We start from the raw sequence: 22,206 nt of genomic DNA, 5'->3' as shown, positions 1-22,206 counted from the left end.
GCCCCCAACCCGGCGCAACGACCCGGCCGTGGCTCATTTCGGTCGGCCGAAAGAGGGCGTATGATTTCGGTATGCCGAAAACTGGCACCGCCCCGCATGTCGTGGCCGCCGCCCCGGCGCCCGCCCCGTCGACGCGCCGCCTGGCGTGGCTGATCGGCCCTGCGCTCGTGGCGGGCGTGGCATACCTGGACCCCGGCAACGTCGCGAGCAACATGACCGCCGGCGCACGCTACGGCTATCTGCTCGTGTGGGTCGTCGTCCTCGGCAACGTGATGGCATGGCTCATCCAGTACCTCTCCGCCAAGCTCGGGATCGTGACGGGCCGGAGCCTTCCCGAGACCATCGGTCAGCGCATCCGCAATCGCTGGGCGCGCCGCGCATACTGGCTGCAGGCCGAACTCGTCGCGATGGCGACAGACATCGCCGAGGTCATCGGCGGCGCCGTCGCGCTGAACCTGCTCTTCGGCCTGCCGCTGCTGATGGGCGGGCTCATCACGGGCACGGTCTCGCTCGTGCTGCTGATCGTGCAGTCCCGTCGCGGGCCGCGCAGCTTCGAGTTCGTGGTCATCGGCCTCGTCGCGATCATCGCCATCGGCTTCACGTTCGGCGTGTTCGTCGGACCGCCCGATCCTGCCGCCGTGATCGGCGGGCTCGTCCCCCGGTTCGCCGATTCGGGTTCCGTGCTGCTCGCGGCATCCATCCTCGGCGCGACCATCATGCCGCACGCGATCTACGCGCACAGCGCGCTCGCGCGCGACCGGTTCGCCCCGGCGCCCGCCGCGGTGGGCGCATCGGTCCGTGCGGGGGTCTCAGGGACCGATGCGGGCGCGGCTTCCGAGTTCGGCGCAGCGCCGGTCGCGGGCGACGGGGATGCCCCGGCGCCGATCCGCATCGACATCCCGCTGGAGGAGCTCCGCGGCATCCCGACCTCGCGCCTGCTTCGTGCGACACGATGGGATGTCTCGATCGCGATGATCATCGCGGGAACCGTCAACCTGTGCATCCTGCTCCTCGCGGCGGCGAACCTGGCGGGCGTCCCCGGGACGTCGACACTGGAGGGTGCGTACCAGGCGCTGAGCGTCGGACTCGGACCTCTCGTCGCGACCCTGTTCGCCGTCGGGCTGCTCGCGAGCGGCCTCGCCTCGACGTCGGTCGGCGCCTACGCGGGCGCCGAGATCATGCACGGGCTGCTGCACATCCGCGTGCCCCTCGTCGCACGCCGGCTCGTCACGCTGATCCCCGCGCTCATCATCCTCGGCGCGGGCATCGACCCGACCCTCGCGCTGATCCTCAGCCAGGTGGCGCTGTCGTTCGGCATCCCGTTCGCACTCGTGCCGCTCGTCGCCCTTACCGCGAAGAGCGACGTGCTCGGCGTGTACCGCAACCGGGTGTGGACCACGGTCGCGGGCATCGCGGCATCCGTCTTCCTCATCGCGCTCAACGCGATCCTGCTCTGGCTGGTGCTCAGCGGCTCGTGAGCGGCCGGCCGGTACCCTGAACGCGTGGCCTCCCCCGCCGTCGACGACTACCTCAAGACGATCTACCACCACACCGAGTGGCAGACCGATCGCATCACGCCCTCGCAGCTCGCGGGCGAGCTCGGGCTGGCGCCGTCGAGCGTCACCGAGATGGTGCAGAAGCTCGCGACGCAGGGGCTGGTGACCCACCGCCCGTACGGCCCGATCGCGCTGAGCGAGGCCGGCGAGCACCGCGCAGCCGCGATCATCCGGCGCCACCGCCTCATCGAGACGTGGCTGGTGCGCGAATTCGGATACTCGTGGGACGAGGTCCACGACGAGGCCGAGGTCCTCGAGCATTCGATCAGCGACCGGCTCCTCGAGCGCATCGACGAGCGGCTCGGGTATCCGCGTTTCGATCCGCACGGTGATGCGATCCCGGATGCCTCGGGCCATGTCCACCGCGAGCCGTTCGTGCTGCTCGCGACCGCCGCGCCCGGGCACGCCGGACGCGTCCTGCGCGTGAGCGACCGCGACCCGCGCCTGCTGCGGGCGATGGAGGCGGCCGGCGTCTCCGTCGGGGCGGACGTGACGGTGACGGATGCCGACACCCTGCGAATCGGAGGCGACGAGGTGACGCTGCCCGCCGAGGCGGCCGGCGCCGTCTGGCTGAGCGCCTGACCGAGCCGCGGCGTCTCGTCGGCCGTCGGTTCGCCGCGCCGCCGAAAGCGCCGACCGCGCGGCGCCTTCGCGATCGTCCATTCAGCGCCTGCTGGCCTGCGCCGCCTCCTCCATGGGCCATTTCACGCCGGTAACGTCCTCACAGGTGCGCCACAGGCGGGCGGCGATCTCGGGATCGCGCGTGATCTTCGCAGCCGTCTGCCGCCGAGGCTCGCCGCGCGAACCGGTGCGAGGACCCCAGAACTCCCCGCCCTCGATCGTGGGATCCGCCAGAGCACGAACGAGCGACCACGCGCCGTGCTCCTTGGACTGCGAGAAGAGCGCCTGCAGATTGTCGGCGAACCGGGTGGCCTTCGAGGGCGAGTTCACCCCGGCGATGCCGGGAGTGAGCCCGCTCGTCGAATAGCCGGGATGCGCCACCACGCTGGTCACCGCGACCCCCGCGGCGCGCAGCCGGCGATCCGCCTCGAACCCGAGCGCGGTCGTGGCCACCTTGGACTGCACGTACGCCCGCCAGCCCGAGTAGTCGGCGGTGAGCTGGGGATCCACCGGATCGTAGGGCGTCACCGTCGTCGACATGCTCCCGACCCAAACCATCCGGCCCGCGGACGACGCGAGCATCGTCAGCAGCTCGCCGGCGAGCGCGAAGTGGCCGAGCACGTTCGTCGCGAAAACGACCTCGTGCCCATCGCCTGTGGTCTCGCGCTTCTTCGGCGGATGCACGATCCCCGCGTTGAGCAGCAGGCCGTCGAGCCGGTCGCCCATCCGGGCGCTGGCCGCGGCGGCACGCACGGATCCCATGTTGCTGGTGTCGAGCAGGAGCGTCTCGACCAGGGCGGGCGCGGCATCCACCACCCGACGGTGGATCGCCGCACGCGCCGCGGCGAGCCGGTTGGGGTTGCGGCCCGTCATGACGACCCGCGCGCCGGCGCGAACGAGCTGCTCGCAGGCGAAGTAGCCGAGGCCCGCGTTCGACCCGGTGACGAGGTAGCTGCGGCCGGTCAGGTCGGGCAGGTGCTGGGGATCCCAGCGGCGATCGGCTCGTGGCACGACTCCGACCCTACGCCCGGCTACCGCACTCGCCGTCGATAGGCTGAGTGCATGCGGACCCGCGCCGACATCGAATGCTGGCTGACCGACATGGACGGCGTCCTCGTGCACGAGAACACCCCCGTCCCGGGGGCCTCGGCGCTGCTGCAGCAGTGGCGCGACGAGGGCACGCCGTTCCTCGTGCTCACGAACAACTCGATCTTCACGCCTCGTGACCTGAGCGCCCGGCTGCGGGCATCGGGACTCATCGTGCCCGAGAAGTCCATCTGGACCTCCGCCCTCGCCACGGCCGACTTCCTGCAGAGCCAGATGCCCGGCGGCTCGGCCTTCGTGATCGGCGAGGCGGGCCTCACCACGGCCTTGCACGAGGCCGGATTCATCATGACCGAGACCGATCCCGACTACGTGGTCGTGGGCGAGACCCGCAACTACTCGTTCGAGGCGATCACGAAGGCGATCCGGTTCATCGGCGGGGGCGCGAGGTTCATCGCGACCAACCCGGATGCGACCGGTCCGTCGGTCGACGGCGTGCTGCCTGCCACGGGCGCCATCTCCGCGCTCATCACGAAGGCCACCGGCAAGGAACCGTATGTGGTCGGAAAGCCGAACCCGATGATGTTCCGCTCCGCGCTCAACCGCATCGGCGCCCACTCCGAGAACACCGGCATGATCGGCGATCGCATGGACACCGACGTCGTCGCCGGCATCGAGGCCGGCCTGCACACCGTGCTGGTGCTCACCGGCATCAGCGATCCAGCCGAGATCGAGCGGTTCCCGTTCCGCCCGGACGAGGTGCTCGACTCCGTCGCCGACCTGCTCTCTTCCGAGCCGGTCGAAACCGACCTGCCCGAGACCGACATCGTCGAGGGTCTGTAGGGCGGGTCCGCGAAGTCCGGGGTCGTCGATAGGGGTTACGGGATGGGAGCACTGGATGACGGCGAACGGGTCGTCGCGAGGGACGCCGCGACCTGGCGCACTTGGCTCGAGGCGAACCACGCGACATCCAAGGGCGCGTGGCTGGTGCGACCTCGGCCGGGGTCCGACCTCGAGCTCATCGACTACGAAGATGCGATCCTGCAGGCGCTGTGCTTCGGGTGGATCGACGGTCCGGTGCGCTCATTCGACGAGCAGACCGGGGGCCTCTGGTTCGCTCCGCGTCGCCCGTCGAGCGGCTGGGCCGCCACCAACAAGGCCCGGCTGGTGGCGCTCGAAGAGGCCGGGCTGATGGCCGAGGCCGGCATCCGTGCCGTCGAGCTGGCGAAGGCCAACGGCGCATGGACGATCCTCGACAACGCCGAGGCGCTGCGAGAGCCGGACGACCTGGCACAGGCGCTGGACGCCGCGCCCGTCGCTCGAGAGCGGTGGGATGCCTTCCCTCCGTCGAGCCGCAAGTTCGGCATCGCGGCGGTCGACGGCGCCCGGAGGCCCGAGACGCGGGCGGCCCGCATCGCGAAGATCGTGGCGGATGCCGCGGACGGCAGGCGCCCGCAATGAGCGAGTTCGAGCAGTCGCTGCTGTTCGCCGCGACCGGAGTGGTGCTCGTCGGCACGCTCATCGTCTTCGTCTGGCAGTACATCCGGATGAACCGCAAGGACAAGGACGACTGAGCCCCGTCCCCCACCGGTCGTTGAGCGAGCCAAGCGAGACGAAACGCCCTCAACCCGGCCGCTCCGCGGAGGCTCAGCCCGTTTCGACTCCTCGCTGCGCTCGTCGCACAACGACCCGTGGGGTCGGCCGGTGCTACTGCGGCTGCAGGCCGAGGTCGTCGAGGTCGATCGCGGCGAGCCATTGCAGACCCTCGGCCTCGACCGCCCCCTGCGCGCCGGTCCTGCGGTCGACGATCACCGCGACGGCCACGGGCTCGGCGCCCTCCCGGCGCAGCGCCTCGACGGCCTTCAAGGCGGACTGCCCGGTGGTCGAGGTGTCCTCGACGACCACGACACGCTTGCCCGCGACATCCGCCCCCTCGATCTGACGGCCGCGACCATGATCCTTGGGCTCCTTGCGCACCACGAACGCGTCGAGCGGGTGGCCGGAGCGTGCTGACTCGTGCATCACGGCGTTCGCGATCGGGTCCGCGCCGAGGGTGAGGCCTCCGACGGCGACGATGCCGTCCACATCGCGGATCAGATCCATCATGATCCGCCCGATCGCGGGCGCCGCCCGGTGGTCGAGGGTGAGCTTGCGCATGTCGACGTAGTACGTGGCCTTCTTGCCGCTGGACAGCGTGAAATCCCCGTGGAACACGGCTTCGTCCTGGATCAGCGCGATGAGCGCCCGGCGGTCGGCTTCGAGTTCGGGCGTGGAGGCGGCGGTCATGGCACCGAGTCTACGGATGCGGGACTACCGTCGAGGAGTGGTCGACGGCATGCACCTTCCTGGCGGTTCGGGCGGCGTCTGGTATGCCGACGACCCCGTGGCCGGTCCCGTGGTGCATCGGCCGAGCGGGCCGTGGACGCCCGCGGTGCACGCGCTGCTCGAGTTCCTCGCGGTGGACGGCCTCGACGGCATCCCGCACGTGGTGGGGTTCGACGAGGAAGGACGCGAGATCCTCACGCACCTGCCGGGTCGGACCATCGCCGTCGACGACGAGGTCGCGCCCGATGGCGTCGTGCGGGATGCCGCGGCCTGGCTGCGCCGATACCACGATGTCGTCCGCGACTACGACCCGGGGCCCCAGGTGTGGCGTCAGGCGGTCTCGGCGCTCGCGCCGGGGCAGGTCATCTGCCACAACGACACCGGCGCCTACAACTGGATCGTTCACGACAGCAGGTTCGCCGGCATGATCGACTGGGACCAGGCCGGGCCGGGGCATCCGCTCGATGATCTGGCGTTCCTCTGCTGGAGCGGGGTGCCCCTGTTCCGTGAGGTTCCGCCGACGGATGCCGCGCGCCGCGTGAGCCTCGCCGCCGACGCGTATGGCGGGGTCGCGGCATCCGCTCTGCTCGATGCCGTCACCGATCGCATGGCACGGGCGTCGGCGCGGATCGAGGTGGGGATCCGGCGTGCGGACCCGGGGATGCTGGCGCTGCGCGAGCGCGGCGAGCCCGAACGCACCCGCGGCCGCGTCAGCGCGTTCACCCAGCGGCTGCCGGCGATCCGCGACGCCCTGTGACGCCGGACGACGTCCGTCCCCCGCCGTAGGCTGGACCCCATGCGCCTGGCCACCTGGAACGTCAACTCCGTCCGTGCCCGCGTCGACAGGATCGTCGACTTCGCGGTGCGCGAGAGCGTGGACGTGCTCGCGATGCAGGAGATCAAGTGCAAGGCCGAGCAGTTCCCCTCCGCGCAGTTCGAGGACGCCGGCTACCACGTCGAGGCGCACGGGTTCTCGCAGTGGAACGGCGTCGCGATCGCGAGCCGTGAGCCGCTCGCAGAGGTCGAGGTCGCCTTTCCCGGCATGCCGGGCTTTGCGGACGGGCGCTTCGGCGAGGATGTGCCGCAGGAGGCGCGCGCGATGGGTGCCACGGTCTCGGGCGTCCGGGTGTGGAGCCTCTACGTGCCCAACGGACGCGCGCTCGGCGATCCGCACTTCGATTACAAGCTCGACTGGCTCGCGGCGCTGACCGAGTACGCGAAGGGCGCGCTGTCGCAGAACCCGGGGCTGCCGCTGGCGCTCGTCGGTGACTTCAACATCGCGCCGACGGATGCCGACAACGGCGATCCCGCGGTGGTCCCGGGCTTCTCGACCCACGTCTCGCCGCTCGAGCGGCAGGCGTTCGCGGACCTCGTTGCGGTCGGGATGGCGGATGTCGTGCGACCGCTCGTTCCGGCGGGCTTCACGTACTGGGACTACAAGCGGCTGCGCTTCCCGAAGAACGAGGGCATGCGGATCGACTTCATCCTCGGTTCACCGGCTTTCGCTGACGCCGTCGCCGGAGCCGAGATCCACCGCAACGAGCGCAAGGGCAAGGTCCCGAGCGATCACGTCCCGGTCGTAGTCGACCTCGACTTCGCCACGGACGACGATGAGGACCTCGATCGGCCGATGATCTTCTGACCAGCGCCGGCGCCGTCAGTCGTCAGCGGACATCACGCCCGTCTGCGGCTGCCCGCCCGCCGGTGCGTAGTGCAGCTCGACGGCTCCCGACGATCCGGCGGTCGGCGGTGCGATGAGCCGGAGGTTCGCCGGTGTGGCGCCGTCGGGGAAGACCTTCTTGCCCTGACCGAGCACGATCGGGTACACCCAGAGCACCAGCTCGTCGTACGCCTCTGCGGCGAGGAGCGTCTGCACGAAGTCGATGCTGCCGATCACGTGGATGCTCTCGTGACGCTCTCGGAGTGCCGCGACGTCTGCCGCGGCATCCGGTCCCAGCTGGGTCGTGCCCGCCCAGCCGAGCTCGGGCGCGCCCCGGGACGCGACGTACTTCGGGACGGCCTCGAACCGCTTCCCGATCATGTTGTCGGTGTGGTTCGGCCAGTACGCCGCGAAGATGTCATACGTCCTTCGGCCGAGGACGAGCGCGTCGAGCTGTTCGATGCCCGCGACCACTTCTCGGCCGACGAGCTCGTCGGCCACGGGGGCCTGCCAGCCGCCGTAGGGGAATCCGCCCGAGGTGTCTTCGTCGGGGGCTCCCGGAGCCTGCGCCACTCCGTCGAGGGTCATGAACAAGTCGATGAAGATGCGTCCGGTCATTGCCGTGTCCTTTCCAGAGATCGGATCGAGAAGGTTGCTGCGAACCGCTCGAGCAGCGTCGCGTCACCGTGGACGACGGTGAGCACCCCGTCGTCGATCGCCGCACTCGGGGTCAGCTCACCCGAGATGATGTGCCGGATGCCGGCCCCCGCCGCGAAGACGAGTTCGGGCTCACCGGCCGGCAGCCTCCCGCCCACCGGAGGCGCGGGCGGCGCGAGCTGCGCGATGCGCAGCACGGCCCCGTCGACCTGCACCCGCAGCGCCACGTCGCCGATGTGCAGCTCGTAGTCCGCCGACGGCAGCGAGGCCGCGGCATCCGCTTGGAATGCCGTCCGCAGCGCCATCGTGAGCGAGTCCGCCGTCATGACGTCGTCGAGGCCCGGCTCGCCCATCTGCTGGAACCCCCAGCGTCCGAGCGCGAGGACGATCGGCTCGAGCGCCCGGCCGTACTCGGTGAGCTCGTAGACGAGTCCGCAGTTCATGAGCGGGACGCGCCTGACGACACCGCCTTCCTGCAGCTCTTTCAGCCGAGCGGAGAGGATGTTGGTGGGGATCCTGGGCAGTCCCTGCTTGAGGTCGGTGTACCGGCGTGGGCCGACGAGCAGGTCGCGGACGATGAGCATCGCCCACCGTTCGCCGACCAGCTCGACGGCGGTCGTGACCCCGCAGTACTGCCCGTAGCTGCGAGATGCCAACGGGTCAGGCCTTCGCCTGCTCCGCCATGTAGACCTCGGGGCCCTGCTCGGCGGCCACCGGGTCCATGTAGAGGAACTCGATGCCGTTGCCGTCCGGGTCGTCGAGGTCGCGGGTGTACATGAAGCCGTAGTCCTTCGGCGCCGACGGCTCGGAGCCGCCATTGGCGAGGCCGGCCTCGAGAACCTTGTCGACGTCCTCGCGGGAGTCGCGGCTGAGCGCGATGAGCACCTGGGCATGTGTCTTGGGGTCGACCGTCTGCTTGTCGGTGAACGTCGCGAAGTACTCGTTGGTCAGCACCATGAAGTAGACCTTCTCGTCCCACACGATGCACGCGGCGTTGTCGTCGGTGAACTTGGGATTGATGTCGGCGCCGAGGGCCGTGTAGAAGGCCTTCGAACGCTCGAGGTCGCTTGTCGGCATGTTGACGAAGATCGAGGTCATTTCCCTGCTCCTTGCCAGTCGTTCGCGGTTCGTCGCCGCCTGGGCCCGGTTGGTGGGCTGAGTTCATGCTTGCAAAAAACAACCATGCTTGTCAATAGCAAGCGTCCGGAAGATGTCGGAGCCGATGGCACCCCGCTGCGCGACTGACCGTCGGGCGCCGCATGCGGCGCGGACGCGGAGCTCGGTCCATTCGCACGCACGCGAATCCGGCTTCTTCTCCGCGCCCGATTTCCGTAGCGTTGTGGATGCACGAACAAGGAGAAACGCCATGCTGCAGCTGACGGGCATCACGAAGAGCTACGGAGGCAGACGCGTCCTCGACGAGGTCTCCTTCGTCGTGCGGCCGGGTCGGCTCACGGGTTTCGTCGGAGGCAACGGGGCGGGCAAGACGACCACGATGCGGATCATCCTCGGCGTCCTCGCGAAGGACGCGGGCTCGGTCACCCTCGACGGCGCCGAGATCACCGCGGCGGATCGCCGGCGCATCGGCTACATGCCGGAGGAACGCGGCCTGTACCCGAAGATGAAGGTGCTCGAGCAGGTCGTGTATCTCGCGCGCCTGCATGGATTCTCGAAGACGGATGCCGAGACCCGCGCGCGCACGCTGCTCGAACAGCTCGACCTCGGCGAGCGGCTCCGCGACAACGTCGAGACGCTGTCGCTCGGAAACCAGCAGCGGGCGCAGATCGCCGCGGCGCTCGTGCACGACCCGGAGGTCCTGATCCTGGACGAGCCGTTCTCGGGACTCGACCCCCTCGCGGTGGACATCGTCGCGGGGGTGCTGCAGGCGCGCGCCGCGCAAGGCGCTGCCGTGCTGTTCTCGTCGCACCAGCTGGATGTGGTGGAGCGCCTCTGCGACGACCTCGTGATCATCGCAGCCGGCAAGATCCGCGCCGCCGGGTCCCGCGACGAGCTCCGCGAGCAGCACTCCACCCGTCGCTTCGAACTCATCTCGGTCTCGAGCGCCGCGTGGCTCCGCGGCGAGCCGGGAGTCGAGGTGGTCTCGCTCGACGGCGGATACGCCCAATTCGATGTCGACAGCGATCAGACGGCGCAGCGGGTGCTGCGCCTGGCGGTCGCGCTGGGGGATGTCGCCAGCTTCGCGCCGCAGCATCCGACCCTCGCCCAGATCTTCAAGGAGGTCATCCAGTGAGCAATCCGCCGTCGGCGGTGAACGGCCAGGCACCGAGCGCGATGCGGAGCATCGGGCTGGTCGCCCGGCGCGAGATCGGCTCGAAGCTGCGCAGCAAGGCGTTCCTGATCTCGACTCTGATCCTGTTCATCGGCTCGCTGGCGCTCGTGATCTGGGGCGGGTTCAGCGCCCAGGACACCTCCGGAACCCCCGTTGCGGTGACCTCCGACGCCGCGAAGTACGTGCAGGACGTGCCCGGTCTCGACATCACCCACGTGTCGGGCAAGGCGGAGGCGGTCGCGCTCGTGCAGAGCGGACAGGCGGACGCCGCGATCGTGGGCGACGCCTCATCGCCCGTCGGCGTCAGCCTGATCGCCGAGTCGAGCGTGCCCCCGCAGCTGCTGCTGACGCTGGCGCAGGTGCCGACGGTCCACCTGCTCGAGCCGGATGCGGCGAACTCGGCCATCCGGCTCGTGGTCGCCATCGGCTTCGGCGTGGTGTTCCTCGTGGCGGCGTCGCTGTTCGGCGGCACGATCGCGCAGAGCGTCGTGGAAGAGAAGCAGACCCGGGTCGTCGAGGTCCTGATCTCGGCGATCCCGGCGCGGACTCTGCTCGCCGGCAAGGTGATCGGCAACACGGTGCTGGCGATGTCGCAGATCCTGATCCTCGCCGCGATCGCGGTCACCGGACTCGCGATCACGGCTCAGGTCGCGGTGCTGCAGGGGCTCGGCGGACCGATCGCGTGGTTCGCGGTCTTCTTCCTGTTCGGCTTCATCCTCCTGGCCTCGCTGTTCGCCGCCGCCGCCGCGATGGTGTCGAGGCAGGAGGACATCGGCTCCACGACGACGCCGCTCACGATGCTCATCATGGCGCCGTACATCCTCGTGATCTTCTTCAACGACAACCCCGTCGTGCTCGCGGTCATGTCGTACATCCCGTTCTCGGCGCCGGTCGGGATGCCGGTGCGCATCTTCCTCGGCGAGGCGCAGTGGTGGGAGCCCCTGGTCTCGCTCGCGATCCTCATCGCGACGTGCGTGGCGGCGATCCTGGTGGGCGCGCGCATCTACGAGAACTCGCTGCTGCGCATGGGCGGGCGCGTCAAGCTGCGCGAGGCGCTCGCGGCCTGACCTTCAGGACGAAGCGCTCGGCGGGTTCAGGTCGGGATGCAGCGCGGTGAACAGCGAGTAGGTCGCGCCATCGGCATCCGGTCCGCGCTCTTTGAACTCCGTGACGATCGCGTACAGGCGGTCCTCGAGTTCGGCCTTGTGCTCGGCGTTGAGCTTCAGGCCGAGCCAGGTGGTGTCGAGCTCTTCGTCGTCGACCCCTTCGATCTGCTGCAGGAACGTCTCGACGAGGATGCGGGATCCGCCCGGCATCGGCGTCCGCCACGAGAGGCCCGTGGCGCGATACGGGATCTCGCGCGCGCCCTGCGCGCCGGCGCGCTCCGGCTCCGCGGCAAGGTAGCCCGTCTGCACGAGCGTGCGCACGTGGTGGAGCATCGAGCCCGGATTGACCCCGAGCAGCTCAGCGAGCTCCTTGTTCGTGCGGGACTCGAACGCGCACAGCCGGAGCACCCGCAGCCGGAGGGGCGAGCTCAGCGCGCGCAGGCGTGCCTCGCCTTCGGGATCGCCCCGCTTCAGCTCGATGCGCTCTTCGCCCGGTTCGGTCACGGGCCCAGGGTATCCGACTGATTGACAATCCTCAATCGGGGTTGCAGACTGATTGGCATGCCTCAATCAGACGACGCAGCGATCGAGACCGCCTTGAAGGACGTCGCGGCCGCCGAGGCGCGCGCGGAAGCGATCTCCCCGCTCTCACCCTCGCGCAGCGAGGATGCCGCCGAGGCGGATCGCGAGATCGGAGACACCGCGGCCGGCACTCAAGCCCGCAAGGGATCGCTCTGGCGCGATCGGAACTTCCTCGTCCTGTGGAGCGGTCAGGCCCTCAGCCAGTTCGGCTCGCAGATCACCGGAATCGCCCTCCCCGTGCTCGCGGTGCTGATCCTCGACGCGTCCGAATGGCAGATCGGCGTCCTCAACGCCGCGGAGATGGCGGCATTCCTCGTCGTCGGGCTGCCTGCCGGCGCCTGGATCGACCGCATGCGCAAGCGTCACGTCATGATCTGGGCAGATGCGGTCCGCGCCGTGGCACTCGCGGCACTCCCCGCTCTCGCGATCTTCGGGGCTCTGCAGATCTGGCACCTGTACGTGGTCGCGCTCATCATGGGCGTGGCGACGGTCTTCTTCGACGTGTCGAACCAGAGCTTCATCCCGGCACTCGTTCGCACCGACCAGATCGCCGAGGCGAACGGCAAGCTGCAGTCCACCGAGCAGCTCGCGGGACTCGCGGGCCCGGCCGCCGGCGGCTGGCTCGTCGGCGCCCTCGCGGCCCCGTTCGCCATCCTCATCGACGCTCTCACGTACGTGGCGTCCTTCTTCGCGCTGCTGTTCACGAAGGACCACGAGAAGCTGCGCGCGCCGGAAGACCATGCCCCGCTGCTCAAGGAGATCGGCGAGGGCCTGCGGTGGGTGTTCGGCAACCCGCTGCTGCGGCGGATCGTGGGCACGACCGGCGTCGCGAACTTCTTCGGGCACATCGCGATGACGCTGCTCCCGATCTTCGTGCTGCGAGAACTGGGGCTCACCCCCGCGATGCTCGGCATCGTCTTCTCGCTCTCGGCGGTGGGGGGCCTCCTCGGCGCCATCGCGACCCCGCGGATCGTGGCGCGCATCGGCGAGGCCCGGGCGATCCCGATCAGCGCGATCGGCTTCTGCCTCGTGCCGTTCTTCCTCCCGGCGATCTCGCTGGTCCCCGCGCTGGCATTCCCCTTCCTGGTGGTCCAGTTCTTCCTGATGAGCTTCACCGTGCTGCTCTACAACATCACGCAGGTGACGTTCCGGCAGCGCATCACCCCGCCCCGCCTGCTCGGTCGCATGAATGCCTCGGTGCGCTTCGTGGTGTGGGGTGTCATGCCGATCTCGGCCCTGCTGGCCGGCGCGCTGGGCACCTGGATCGGGGTCGTGCCGACGCTGTGGATCGCCGCCTTCGGCGAGCTGCTGTCCTGCCTGTTCGTGGTGATCGGGCCGTTCTGGACGATGCGCGAGCTGCCCGAGGCCCACGCCGACCACGCCCGCTCCGAGGAGTAGCCCGGTGCGGACGCGGTGGTCAGACGACGGTGGCCCGATCAGGCGAGTCTGCCGAATCAGGACGATCGAGGCGGCATCCGCCCTGATTCCGCAGAATCGCCTGAGCCGGTGAGCGCCACGGATGCCGTCAGCCGTGCCTAAGGTGGACCATGGCCGCGAGCATCCTGTCGATCGGCACCGCGGTGCCCCCGGCACGCGTGTCGCAGACGATCGCGCGCGACGTGTTCGCGAGCCAGCCCGGTCTCAGCCGCATCACGCAGCGTCTCATCCACGCCGCGTTCGACGCGTCCGCGATCGACCACCGCAACACCGTCCTCGCCGACCTCGTCTCGTACGCGACAGGCGCGGCGGATCCGGGCGCTGAGCACGGGATGTCGCTCGCGGGCGCCGAGGGCACGATCCTCGCCGCGTCGACGGGAGCGCGCAACGCGGCCTACATCCGGCTCGCCCCGGCGCTGTTCGCGGCCGCAGCGGCGCAGGCTCTCGTCGAGGGCGGCATCGCACCCGACGAGGTCACGCATGTCGTCACGGTCTCGTGCACGGGGATGTTCGCGCCGGGTCCCGACTTCCGGCTGGTGAAGGACCTCGGCCTGCCGGGCACCGTCGAGCGATATCACATCGGGTTCATGGGCTGCGCGGCGGCGCTCCCCGGCCTGCGCGCGGCAGCCCGCATCTGCGCCGCCCAGCCGGACGCCGTGGTCCTGGTCGCGGCGGCCGAGCTGTGCACCTTGCACATCCGATCGTCGGAGGATCCGCAGCAGATCGTCGCCGCCTCGGTCTTCGCGGACGGCGCGGCTGCTGCCATCGTCTCCGAGCGATCGCGGGGTACCGGGCCGCGGCTGGAGCTGCAGCGTTTCGGAACCGTCCTGACGAGCCAGGGCGAATCGGACATGGTGTGGACGATCGGCGACGACGGCTTCGACATGATCCTCACCGCCGAGGTGCCGCGCATCATCGGGCGCGAGATCCGGGATGCCGTCGGCTCGTTCCTCGGGGCCGACACTCCCGACCTGTGGGCGGTCCACCCCGGCGGGCGCAGCGTGCTCGATCGGGTCGAGAGCGGACTGAGCCTCGAACCGGATGCGCTCGAGGCATCCCGATCGGTCCTTCGCCGGCAGGGCAACATGTCGAGCGCCACGATCCTGTTCATCCTGCGCGAGCTGCTGTGCGACGAGGCGGTTCCGGATGGCGCGCTCATCGCCGCCCTCGCGTTCGGGCCCGGACTGACGGTCGAATCCGCTCTGCTCACGCGGACCGCGGCGGACCGGGCGTGAACCTCGGCGTCCGCGACGCCGAAGTCGCCGAGCTCATGGACGATCCCGACTGCGACCCGCGGCGGCTCGCGGCGACGCTCCGCCGGTTCGACACCGTCAATCGGCTGATCAGCGGCTGGGGCGGGGTGTATCGATCGCGGCTGCGCCCGCATCTCGCGTCGCTCGGCCGCCCTGCGCGCGTTCTCGACCTCGGGTGCGGGGGCGGGGACCTGCCGGTGCGGCTCGCCGGTCTCGCTGCCCGGGACGGCCTCGACGTGGAATGGGTGGGCGCCGATCCCGACCCTCGCGCGATCGCGGTCGCGCAGGAGCGCACGGCGCCCGGTGTGGTCTTCCGGTGCACGGATGCCGCGGGGCTGCACGCTGAGGGCGCTCGCTTCGACGCCGTCGTGTCCAACCATGTGCTCCACCATCTCTCGGCAGTCGAGTTGCGGGTGTTCGCCGACGAGTCGCTCGCGCTGTCGGACGGGATCGTGGTGCACTCCGACATCCGCCGCGGCCGCCTCGCGTATGCGCTCTACACGGTCGGCGTCACCCCGTTCGCGCCGGGCACGTTCCTGCGCACCGACGGACTGCGCTCGATCCGCCGCAGCTACCGGGTCGACGAGCTCGCGGCGGCGCTCGGCGACCCTTGGCGCGTCGAGGCTGCATCGCCGTTTCGCACCCTCGCCGTCGGGCGCGCCGGTGCCTGAAGTCATCGTCGTGGGCGCCGGTCCGGTGGGAACGCTCCTCGCCGCCGAGCTCACCCGCGCCCACGTCGAGGTCGCCCTGCTCGAGCGACGTGCGCAGCCGGGAGACGGCACGCGCGCGATCGGGGTGCACGCGCCTGTGCTCGCCGCACTCGAGGCGTCCGGCACCACCGAGCGGCTGCTCGCGTCCGCCGTCCGGGTGTCGCGCGGCGAGGCACGGTCCGACGGCCGGCCGCTCGGCACCGTCCGCTTCGATCGGCTGCACCGGCGGTTCCCGTTCGTCGCGGCGCTCCCCCAGGCGGCGACCGAGACCGCGCTGGCGGTCGATGCCCCCGAGCCCCGGCGGGGGGCGACGGTGAGGAGCGTCGCGCCGGGGGCTGACGGCATCCGGGTGCGGCTCGGCGATGACGAAGCGCTGACGGCTCCGATCGTCGTCGTCGCCGGTGGCTGGCGGGCGCGCGAGCTGGTCTACCGACCGGGCGGCCTGCGTGTGCGGCCCTACGCCGACCGCTATCTGATGGCGGATGTCGCGGCCGGCCGTGACGCGGACCTCGCCGTGGTGAACATCGATCGGTCGGGCGTCCTGGAGTCCTTCCCGCTGCCGGGCGGGCGGCGGCGCTTCGTCGCATGGGATGTGTCGCCGGGCGACACGGCCGACGACGCCCGCACCGAGCGCCTGCGCGCCGCGTTGACCTCGCGAGGCGAGCACGTGGCCGCCGCAGAGATCACGTCCGCGACGCCGTTCGCCGTGCGACGCGCGGTGGCTCCGTCGCTGCGCCGCGGCGGCCTGTTCGCGATCGGCGACACGGCGCACGAAGTGAGTCCCATCGGCGGCCAGGGCATGAACCTGGGGCTGATGGATGCCGTCACCCTGGCGCCGCTCCTCGCACGATGGGTGCGCACCGGCGAACCACCCGATGTCGAACTGGCCCGGTGGGAGCAGCGCCGCGTGGCCTCGGCACGCATTGCAGCCGCGATCGCGTCCCTCAACACGTCGCTCGGGCGACCGCTCGGGCCGCGCGCGCATCGCGTCCGGCGCATCGGTCTGCGCCTCGCGCTGCTGCCGCCCGGCGCGCGGCTGCTCGCCCACGCCTACGCGATGGGATTCGACCGCGACGCGTGATCAGGCGCTCGGGCGCCTGGCCCCCGCGAACGAGCTCACGGAGTTCCCTCAAGCCGCGACCGCTCCGCCCGTCGCGACGAGCTGCGCGGCCAGCAGCAGCGCGGCCAGCATGACGAGGCGGAAGAGGGCGCGTGTGGGCGGGCGAACCAGCGCCAGCACCGCCGTCGCCACCGCGACGACGACGACGGCCGCGAAGAAGAGCCAGGACGCGAGCGAGATGGCCGCTACGACCCCATCGGAGGCGCCGAGCAGCACGGCCACGGCCCCGACGATGATTCCGGCGGCCGCCACGACGGCCGACCCGCGGGGTCCGAGACGGTGCGGCAGGCCGCGGACGCCGGTGCGCCGGTCGTCATCGAGGTCCGGCAGCACGTTGGTCAGATGCACGGCGGCCCCGAGCGCGGCGCCTGCGACCCAGCCCCACGGCGCCGCCACGCGCGGGTCCGCCGCGGAGAGTGTGACCAGCGACGGGAAGATGCCGAAGCTCACCAGGAACGGCACGAGCGAGAACACCGTCGACTTCAGAGCGGCGTTGTACGCCCAGGCCGATGCCAGGAACAGTGCGTGGGCTGCCAGCATCCCGAACCCGAGCGCTCCCGAGAGCAGCAGTGCAGCCACCAGCGTGCCCAGCGCCCAGCTCCACGCGAGTCGCTCGCTCAGGTCGCCTCGCGCGATCGGCTTGTCGGTGCGCCCGACGGCGCGATCGCGTGGCGCGTCGATCGCGTCGTTCGAGAGCCCGATCGACAGCTGGCCGCAGAACACTGCGAGGGTCAGGAGCACCAGCCGCCAGGGTTCGAGCCCCACCGCGATGCCGAGCACCAGGGCGAGCGCCGAGACGACCAGCGTCGGCCCCGGGTGCGTCGAGCCCCACAGTGCCCGCGCCGTCGCGCGGAGGGGCGTCGGTCGGTGCATTCTCCGACCGTAGCGGCGCAGTCCGCCGTTTGGCGCGGGTCGCTTCGGCTCGGCGCCCGACGTGAATGCGCCCACCTGGGAACAGTTCACACGTGCATGCGGTTGCATGGGATGGGCCGACGGCGTCCCGCTCGAAAGATCCGAACCGAAGGAGACGCCATGTCCGCAATCCTCGCCCGCACCGCCCCGACCGACTCTCCGATCCTCGACATCCTCGCCGAGCGCTGGAGCACCCGCATCTTCGACCGGGAGGCCCCGCTTGACGAGACGGCGTTCGCGAGCGCCCTCGAAGCCGCGCGCTGGGCACCCACCGGGGCGAACACCCAGCCGTGGCGGCTGATCGTCGCCCGCAGGGGCAGCGAGGCGCACGCCGCCATCATGGCGACCCTTGCCGGCTTCAACTCCGCATGGGCCGGGGATGCCGCGGCACTGGTCGTGTTCGTGGCCGAGACCACCCGCGACGGGCAGCCGATGACGTGGGCCCTCTACGACACCGGCCAGGTCGCCGCGCACTTCACCGTGCAGGCGCACGCCGATGGCCTGTCGACCCATCAGATGGGCGGCTTCGACCGCGCCGCGATCTCCGAGGCGTTCGGCCTCGACGATGACTTCACCCCGATCACGATCATGGCCGTCGGCGAGCTGGGCGACATCCGGACCGTCTCGGAGGAGCTGCAGACCCGCGAGACCGCGCCGCGCACGCGCCGCCCGATCGCCGAGTCGATCCTGGTCGACGCGTAGCCGGGAATCAGTCCTCGAGGATGGCCTCGATGACCTCGTCGTCGTCGAGCGGAGGCTCGTCTGCGGCGGCGGGTCCCTCGCTCGTCAGAACGAGCTGAGACCCGTCGGCTGCGACATCCACCCGCACCACATCGCCGTCCTTGACACCGCCCGACAGTATCGCCATCGCGAGGCGGTCCTGGATCTCGGACTGGATGAGCCGCCGCAGCGGGCGCGCGCCGAACACCGGGTCGTATCCGCGCTCGGCGAGCCACGCACGGGCATCGGGCGTCACGGCGAGCGTCAGACGCCGGTCTCGCAGGCGGCGCTGGAGCGCGTCGACGGCGAGCTCGACGATCTGGGCGAGGTCGTCCTCGGTGAGCGCCTCGAACATCACGATGTCGTCGAGCCGGTTGATGAACTCGGGCTTGAACGCCTGCCGCACGAGCACCTGGACCTGTTCGCGCTTCTGCTCCGTCGACAGCGTCGGATCGATGAGGATCGGTGAGCCGAGGTTCGAGGTGAGGATCAGGATGACGTTCTTGAAGTCGACCGTGCGGCCCTGGCCATCGGTGAGGCGGCCGTCATCCATCACCTGCAGGAGGACATCGAAGACCTCGGGGTGCGCCTTCTCGACCTCGTCGAGGAGCACCACGCTGTACGGGCGCCGCCGCACCGCCTCGGTCAGCTGCCCGCCCTGCTCGTAGCCGATGTAGCCAGGAGGAGCGCCCACCAGGCGCGACACCGAGTGCTTCTCGCCGTACTCCGACATGTCGATGCGCACCATGGCGTGCTCGTCGTCGAAGAGGAACTCCGCGAGCGCTTTGGCGAGCTCGGTCTTGCCCACGCCGGTCGGCCCGAGGAACAGGAACGACCCGGTCGGGCGACCGGGATCGCTGATGCCGGCGCGCGACCGGCGGACGGCATCCGACACCGCCTTCACCGCCACTTTCTGCCCGATGATGCGCTTGCCGAGCTCCGTCTCGAGGTGCAGGAGCTTCTCGGTCTCGCCCTGCAGCAGCCTTCCGACCGGGATGCCGGTCCACGCCGCGATGACGGCGGCGATGTCCTCGTCGGTGACCTGCTCGTTGACCATGCGCGGCCCGGTCGGCTCTTCGCGCTCGGCCTCGATGAGCTGCCGCTCGAGGGCCGGGATCTCGGCGTACAGCAGTCGAGACGCCTTCTCGAGGTTGCCCTCGCGCTGCGCGCGCTCGGCTTCCATCCGCGCCGCGTCGAGCTTGGTCTTGAGGTCGCCGATGCGGTTGAGCGATGCGCGCTCCTGATCCCAGCGCGCCTGGAGCTCTCCGAGATTCGCCTCTTCGGCCGCGAGCGTCGCGCGCAGCTGTGCCAGGCGCTCCTTGGACGCATCGTCCTTCTCACGCTTGAGGGCGAGCTCTTCGAGCTTCAGCCGGTCGACATGGCGGCGCAGCTCGTCGATCTCGAGGGGGGCCGAGTCGATCTCCATGCGCAGCCGCGACGCGGCCTCGTCGATGAGGTCGATCGCCTTGTCGGGCAGCTGACGGCTCGGGATGTAGCGGTGGCTGAGCGATGCCGCGGCGACGAGGGCGGCATCCGAGATCGCCACCTTGTGGTGCGCCTCGTATCGCTCCTTGAGTCCCCGGAGGATCGCGACGGTGTCTTCGACGCTCGGCTCGCCGACGTAGACCTGCTGGAAGCGGCGCTCGAGCGCAGCATCCTTCTCGATGAACTCGCGGTACTCGTTGAGGGTGGTGGCGCCGATCATGCGCAGCTCGCCGCGGGCGAGCATGGGCTTCAGCATGTTGGATGCCGCGACCGACCCTTCGCCGCCGCCGGCGCCCATCAGCACGTGGAGCTCGTCGATGAACGTGATGATGCGGCCGTCGGAGTCGGTGATCTCCTTGAGGACGCTCTTGAGCCGCTCCTCGAACTGGCCGCGGTACATCGCGCCCGCGACGAGGGCGGAGATGTCGATGGTGACGAGCTCCTTGTCTTTGAGCGAGTCGGCGACGTCGCCCGCGACGATGCGCTGCGCGAGTCCCTCGACGACGGCGGTCTTGCCGACGCCCGGCTCGCCGATGAGGACCGGGTTGTTCTTGGTGCGCCGGGTCAGCACCTGGCTGACGCGGCGGATCTCGCTGTCGCGGCCGATGACGGGATCGAGTTTGCCCTGCCTGGCGCGGTCGGTGAGGTTGATCCCGAACTGCTCGAGGGCGCTGCGCGCATCCTCCTGCCCGGGGTTCTGGGTGGCGTTCATGGGTTCTCCTGGAAGTCTGAGCCGGCCGACGTGAAAGTTGAGTCGCCGGGACTCAAGTCTAACCAACGTGCGGTACAAGGGCAATCATGGATGCCGCAGCCGGCCCCCGTGTATCAGCCGTTGACGCCACATCCTCTCTCTGGTGCATCGGTCCACGAGAGGAGCCATCGATGCCCACCTTGCCGCGATTCCTCCCGTCGACCCAGGGACTGCACTTCCCCAATGCCTGGCCGCACGGCGCACCGGGCTACGTGGTCGATGTCGCGCCTGTCGGCCGGATCCGCTTCGGTGACGCCGGCAACGGACTGTGCGGGGGGATGGCGTTCACAGCCTCCGACATCTATCTCGCGCAGCGGCTGCCGCCGGCCGCCACCACCCCTCCTGGTGAAGACGACCCGGTGTTCCGGTACGTCTCCGCGCGGATGCTCGACAGCTTCGATCTTCCGCACGGGGTGCTCAGGTACTACAGCTGGGCCAACACACCCGACGCGGATACCGGCATCCCGCCTCTCGTCTTCCGGGGCATCGCCAGCCGGACGATCCTCGATCAGATCCCCAAGATCGCTCGTGAGATCGATGCGGGGCGTCCGGCGAACCTCGGCTTGGTCACCGTGCATTCGCTCGACCCCGCCGCCCTCGGCAAGTGCCACCAGGTGGTCGCTTACGGCTATTCGGAGCGCGGCAGGACGGCGATCATTCGCGTCTACGACCCCAACCAGCCCGATCGCGACGATGTGACAGTGATGCTCGACACGTCCCACCCGTCCGAATCGACCGGGATCAGATCCAACGTCGACTGCCTGCCGCTGCGCGGATTCTTCGTGAGCTCGTACGTCCGCCGCAACCCGCAGGCCATCGCCGGCCCCGCCTGGTGAGCCGCGGGCGGGAGCGCCGTCAGGCGACGGGTTCGAGCAGCGCAGCGTCAGCGCCGGCTGCCTCCATGGCCTCCCGCGTGCAGCAGAACCGCGCCCGATACGCCGTCGGGGTCGTCGCGAGCACGCGAGCGAAGTTCTGGCGCAGCACCGCCGCGGATCCGAATCCGCTCTCGTAGGCGATGCGGTCGAGCCCCAGATCGGTCTTCTCGAGCAGACGCTGGGCGTGGATGATCCGCTGACGCGCGAGCCAGGCCGCCGGCGTCGCGCCGAGGTCGGCCCTGAATCGGCGGGCGAACGTGCGCGGAGACATGTGCGCCTTCGCCGCGAGCTGATCGACCGTGAGCTCGAGGCGCAGGTTGCCGAGCATCCAGTCGGTCACGGGCGCGAGCGAGAGCGACGCGACCTGCGGCAGTGGCTTGTCGATGAACTGCGCCTGGCCGCCGTCGCGCTGCGGCGGAACGACCATGCGCCGCGCGATGCGGTTGGTCATCTCGGCGCCGAGCTCCTGCCGGAGCAGGTGCAGGCACGCGTCGAGCCCGGCCGCGGTGCCGGCGCTGGTGATGATGCGCCCGTCCTGCACGTACAGCACGTCGGGATCGACGTCGACCGCGGGGTACATGCGCGCCATGGTGTCGGCGTACATCCAGTGCGTGGTCGCCCTGCGCCCGTCGAGCACGCCCGCCGCGCCGAGGATGAACGATCCGCTGCAGACGCTCAGCACCCACGCCTCGCGCGCGACCGCGTCGCGCACCGCATCGAGGACGCGCTCGTCGGTGTGGGCCCAGTACTCGTGCGGCGTGGGGGAGACGACGACGAGATCGGCCTCGTAGGCGAAGGACAGATCGTTCTCGACGTTGATCGAGAAGCCGATCTTGGACTGCACGACGCCGGGCTCGGGAGTGACGATGCGGAAGTCGAAGTTCGGGATGCCGTCATCCGACCGATCGAGGCCGAACGCCTCGCAGGCGACGCCGAACTCGAACGGCGCGAAGCCGTCCTGCACGATCACGGCGACTGTCTTCATCGGGATCTCCTTGTGCTGGCCAGCCGGAGCGTGGCAGTTTTCGTACGATGTGTGGCTATTCTGCCACTGGTGGCAGTCCTAGGGCAAGCGTAGCGTTTCTGCCATGTTCATGGTGAT

Annotated in this window: 23 protein-coding genes; 14 read left to right on the top strand and 9 right to left on the bottom strand. The window is 70.1% G+C overall.

The features are described 5' to 3' along the window. Positions 1–71: 71 nt before the first annotated feature. Together ABD212_RS09115 and ABD212_RS09110 are read left to right on the top strand one after the other, a co-directional pair. A complete protein-coding gene (locus ABD212_RS09115; protein ID WP_344093612.1) occupies positions 72–1,478 on the top strand; it encodes an Nramp family divalent metal transporter in 1,407 nt (468 codons plus the stop codon). Positions 1,479–1,502: 24 nt separating this feature from the next. Next, positions 1,503–2,138 (top strand): metal-dependent transcriptional regulator, encoded by a 636-nt coding sequence (locus ABD212_RS09110; RefSeq protein WP_344093609.1) that lies wholly within the window; start codon positions 1,503–1,505, stop codon positions 2,136–2,138. An 81-nt stretch (positions 2,139–2,219) separates the two neighbouring features. Here ABD212_RS09110 and ABD212_RS09105 read toward each other — a convergent pair whose 3' ends face one another. Then, positions 2,220–3,188 carry an SDR family NAD(P)-dependent oxidoreductase gene (locus ABD212_RS09105; protein WP_344093607.1) on the bottom strand — a complete coding sequence of 323 codons (969 nt, stop codon included), beginning with the start codon at positions 3,186–3,188 and terminating at the stop codon, positions 2,220–2,222. Positions 3,189–3,239: 51 nt separating this feature from the next. Here ABD212_RS09105 and ABD212_RS09100 point away from each other — a divergent pair, with 51 nt between their 5' ends. Then, the gene (locus tag ABD212_RS09100) at positions 3,240–4,064 is read left to right on the top strand and encodes an HAD-IIA family hydrolase (RefSeq protein ID WP_344093605.1); all 825 of its coding nucleotides are present in this window, start codon (positions 3,240–3,242) and stop codon (positions 4,062–4,064) included. Positions 4,065–4,106: 42 nt separating this feature from the next. After that, on the top strand, positions 4,107–4,682 hold the full coding sequence (locus ABD212_RS09095) for a YdeI/OmpD-associated family protein (RefSeq protein WP_344093603.1): 576 nt from the start codon (positions 4,107–4,109) through the stop codon (positions 4,680–4,682). Between the two features lie 246 nt (positions 4,683–4,928). Here ABD212_RS09095 and pyrE read toward each other — a convergent pair whose 3' ends face one another. Continuing rightward, positions 4,929–5,507, bottom strand: a complete 579-nt coding sequence (gene pyrE, locus ABD212_RS09090) for an orotate phosphoribosyltransferase (RefSeq protein ID WP_344093600.1) — start codon at positions 5,505–5,507, stop codon at positions 4,929–4,931. Between pyrE and ABD212_RS09085 the strand changes: the two genes are divergently transcribed. Both ABD212_RS09085 and ABD212_RS09080 read left to right on the top strand, forming a co-directional pair. Next, positions 5,506–6,303 carry a phosphotransferase gene (locus ABD212_RS09085; RefSeq protein WP_344093596.1) on the top strand — a complete coding sequence of 266 codons (798 nt, stop codon included), beginning with the start codon at positions 5,506–5,508 and terminating at the stop codon, positions 6,301–6,303. The genes pyrE and ABD212_RS09085 overlap by 2 nt on opposite strands. A 39-nt stretch (positions 6,304–6,342) precedes the next feature. Next, a complete protein-coding gene (locus ABD212_RS09080) occupies positions 6,343–7,188 on the top strand; it encodes an exodeoxyribonuclease III (protein WP_344093594.1) in 846 nt (281 codons plus the stop codon). A 15-nt stretch (positions 7,189–7,203) separates the two neighbouring features. On the opposite strand, the gene ABD212_RS09075 is transcribed toward ABD212_RS09080, so the two are convergent. The 3 genes from ABD212_RS09075 to ABD212_RS09065 are packed head-to-tail and all read right to left on the bottom strand — an operon-like array spanning position 7,204 to position 8,961. After that, complete coding sequence (locus ABD212_RS09075; protein WP_344093592.1) at positions 7,204–7,824, bottom strand: dihydrofolate reductase family protein; 621 nt, start codon at positions 7,822–7,824, stop codon at positions 7,204–7,206. Further along, the gene (locus tag ABD212_RS09070) at positions 7,821–8,519 is read right to left on the bottom strand and encodes a winged helix-turn-helix transcriptional regulator (RefSeq protein ID WP_344093590.1); all 699 of its coding nucleotides are present in this window, start codon (positions 8,517–8,519) and stop codon (positions 7,821–7,823) included. Before ABD212_RS09070 ends, ABD212_RS09075 begins: the two co-directional genes overlap by 4 nt. 4 nt (positions 8,520–8,523) lie before the next feature. After that, positions 8,524–8,961: a VOC family protein gene (locus ABD212_RS09065; RefSeq protein ID WP_344093588.1), complete on the bottom strand. Its 438-nt coding sequence runs from the start codon at positions 8,959–8,961 to the stop codon at positions 8,524–8,526. Positions 8,962–9,229: 268 nt separating this feature from the next. Between ABD212_RS09065 and ABD212_RS09060 the strand changes: the two genes are divergently transcribed. Beyond that, positions 9,230–10,114 (top strand): ABC transporter ATP-binding protein, encoded by an 885-nt coding sequence (locus tag ABD212_RS09060; RefSeq protein ID WP_344093586.1) that lies wholly within the window; start codon positions 9,230–9,232, stop codon positions 10,112–10,114. A gap of 41 nt (positions 10,115–10,155) precedes the next feature. Beyond that, a complete protein-coding gene (locus ABD212_RS09055; protein WP_344094139.1) occupies positions 10,156–11,220 on the top strand; it encodes an ABC transporter permease in 1,065 nt (354 codons plus the stop codon). A 3-nt stretch (positions 11,221–11,223) separates the two neighbouring features. On the opposite strand, the gene ABD212_RS09050 is transcribed toward ABD212_RS09055, so the two are convergent. Then, positions 11,224–11,763 carry a helix-turn-helix domain-containing protein gene (locus tag ABD212_RS09050; protein ID WP_344093584.1) on the bottom strand — a complete coding sequence of 180 codons (540 nt, stop codon included), beginning with the start codon at positions 11,761–11,763 and terminating at the stop codon, positions 11,224–11,226. A gap of 57 nt (positions 11,764–11,820) precedes the next feature. Here ABD212_RS09050 and ABD212_RS09045 point away from each other — a divergent pair, with 57 nt between their 5' ends. The 4 genes from ABD212_RS09045 (at position 11,821) to ABD212_RS09030 (ending at position 16,322) form a co-directional block, all read left to right on the top strand. Then, entirely contained in the window at positions 11,821–13,239 is a 1,419-nt protein-coding gene (locus ABD212_RS09045; RefSeq protein WP_344093582.1) for an MFS transporter, read from the top strand. Between the two features lie 149 nt (positions 13,240–13,388). Continuing rightward, entirely contained in the window at positions 13,389–14,513 is a 1,125-nt protein-coding gene (locus ABD212_RS09040) for a type III polyketide synthase (RefSeq protein ID WP_344093580.1), read from the top strand. Continuing rightward, positions 14,510–15,202 carry a methyltransferase domain-containing protein gene (locus ABD212_RS09035; RefSeq protein WP_344093578.1) on the top strand — a complete coding sequence of 231 codons (693 nt, stop codon included), beginning with the start codon at positions 14,510–14,512 and terminating at the stop codon, positions 15,200–15,202. The genes ABD212_RS09040 and ABD212_RS09035 overlap by 4 nt, the downstream gene beginning before the upstream one ends. Beyond that, complete coding sequence (locus ABD212_RS09030; protein WP_344093576.1) at positions 15,195–16,322, top strand: FAD-dependent oxidoreductase; 1,128 nt, start codon at positions 15,195–15,197, stop codon at positions 16,320–16,322. The genes ABD212_RS09035 and ABD212_RS09030 overlap by 8 nt, the downstream gene beginning before the upstream one ends. 48 nt (positions 16,323–16,370) lie before the next feature. Here ABD212_RS09030 and ABD212_RS09025 read toward each other — a convergent pair whose 3' ends face one another. Beyond that, positions 16,371–17,234 carry a UbiA family prenyltransferase gene (locus ABD212_RS09025; RefSeq protein WP_344093574.1) on the bottom strand — a complete coding sequence of 288 codons (864 nt, stop codon included), beginning with the start codon at positions 17,232–17,234 and terminating at the stop codon, positions 16,371–16,373. Positions 17,235–17,393: 159 nt separating this feature from the next. On the opposite strand from ABD212_RS09025, the gene ABD212_RS09020 reads away from it, so the two are divergent. Continuing rightward, the gene (locus ABD212_RS09020; RefSeq protein ID WP_344093573.1) at positions 17,394–17,975 is read left to right on the top strand and encodes a nitroreductase family protein; all 582 of its coding nucleotides are present in this window, start codon (positions 17,394–17,396) and stop codon (positions 17,973–17,975) included. Positions 17,976–17,982: 7 nt separating this feature from the next. Here the strand turns inward: ABD212_RS09020 and ABD212_RS09015 are convergent, their stop codons facing one another. Beyond that, positions 17,983–20,190, bottom strand: a complete 2,208-nt coding sequence (locus ABD212_RS09015; protein WP_344093570.1) for an ATP-dependent Clp protease ATP-binding subunit — start codon at positions 20,188–20,190, stop codon at positions 17,983–17,985. Positions 20,191–20,360: 170 nt separating this feature from the next. Here ABD212_RS09015 and ABD212_RS09010 point away from each other — a divergent pair, with 170 nt between their 5' ends. Beyond that, on the top strand, positions 20,361–21,065 hold the full coding sequence (locus ABD212_RS09010) for a hypothetical protein (RefSeq protein ID WP_344093568.1): 705 nt from the start codon (positions 20,361–20,363) through the stop codon (positions 21,063–21,065). A 19-nt stretch (positions 21,066–21,084) separates the two neighbouring features. Here ABD212_RS09010 and ABD212_RS09005 read toward each other — a convergent pair whose 3' ends face one another. Further along, a complete protein-coding gene (locus tag ABD212_RS09005; protein WP_344093566.1) occupies positions 21,085–22,089 on the bottom strand; it encodes a GlxA family transcriptional regulator in 1,005 nt (334 codons plus the stop codon). Positions 22,090–22,206 lie beyond the last annotated feature (117 nt).

The organism is Microbacterium deminutum (assembly GCF_039530205.1).
GTDB lineage: Bacteria > Actinomycetota > Actinomycetes > Actinomycetales > Microbacteriaceae > Microbacterium > Microbacterium deminutum.
Note: the sequence above shows the minus strand (reverse complement) of the source record. Positions and strands in the feature narration are given on the sequence as shown.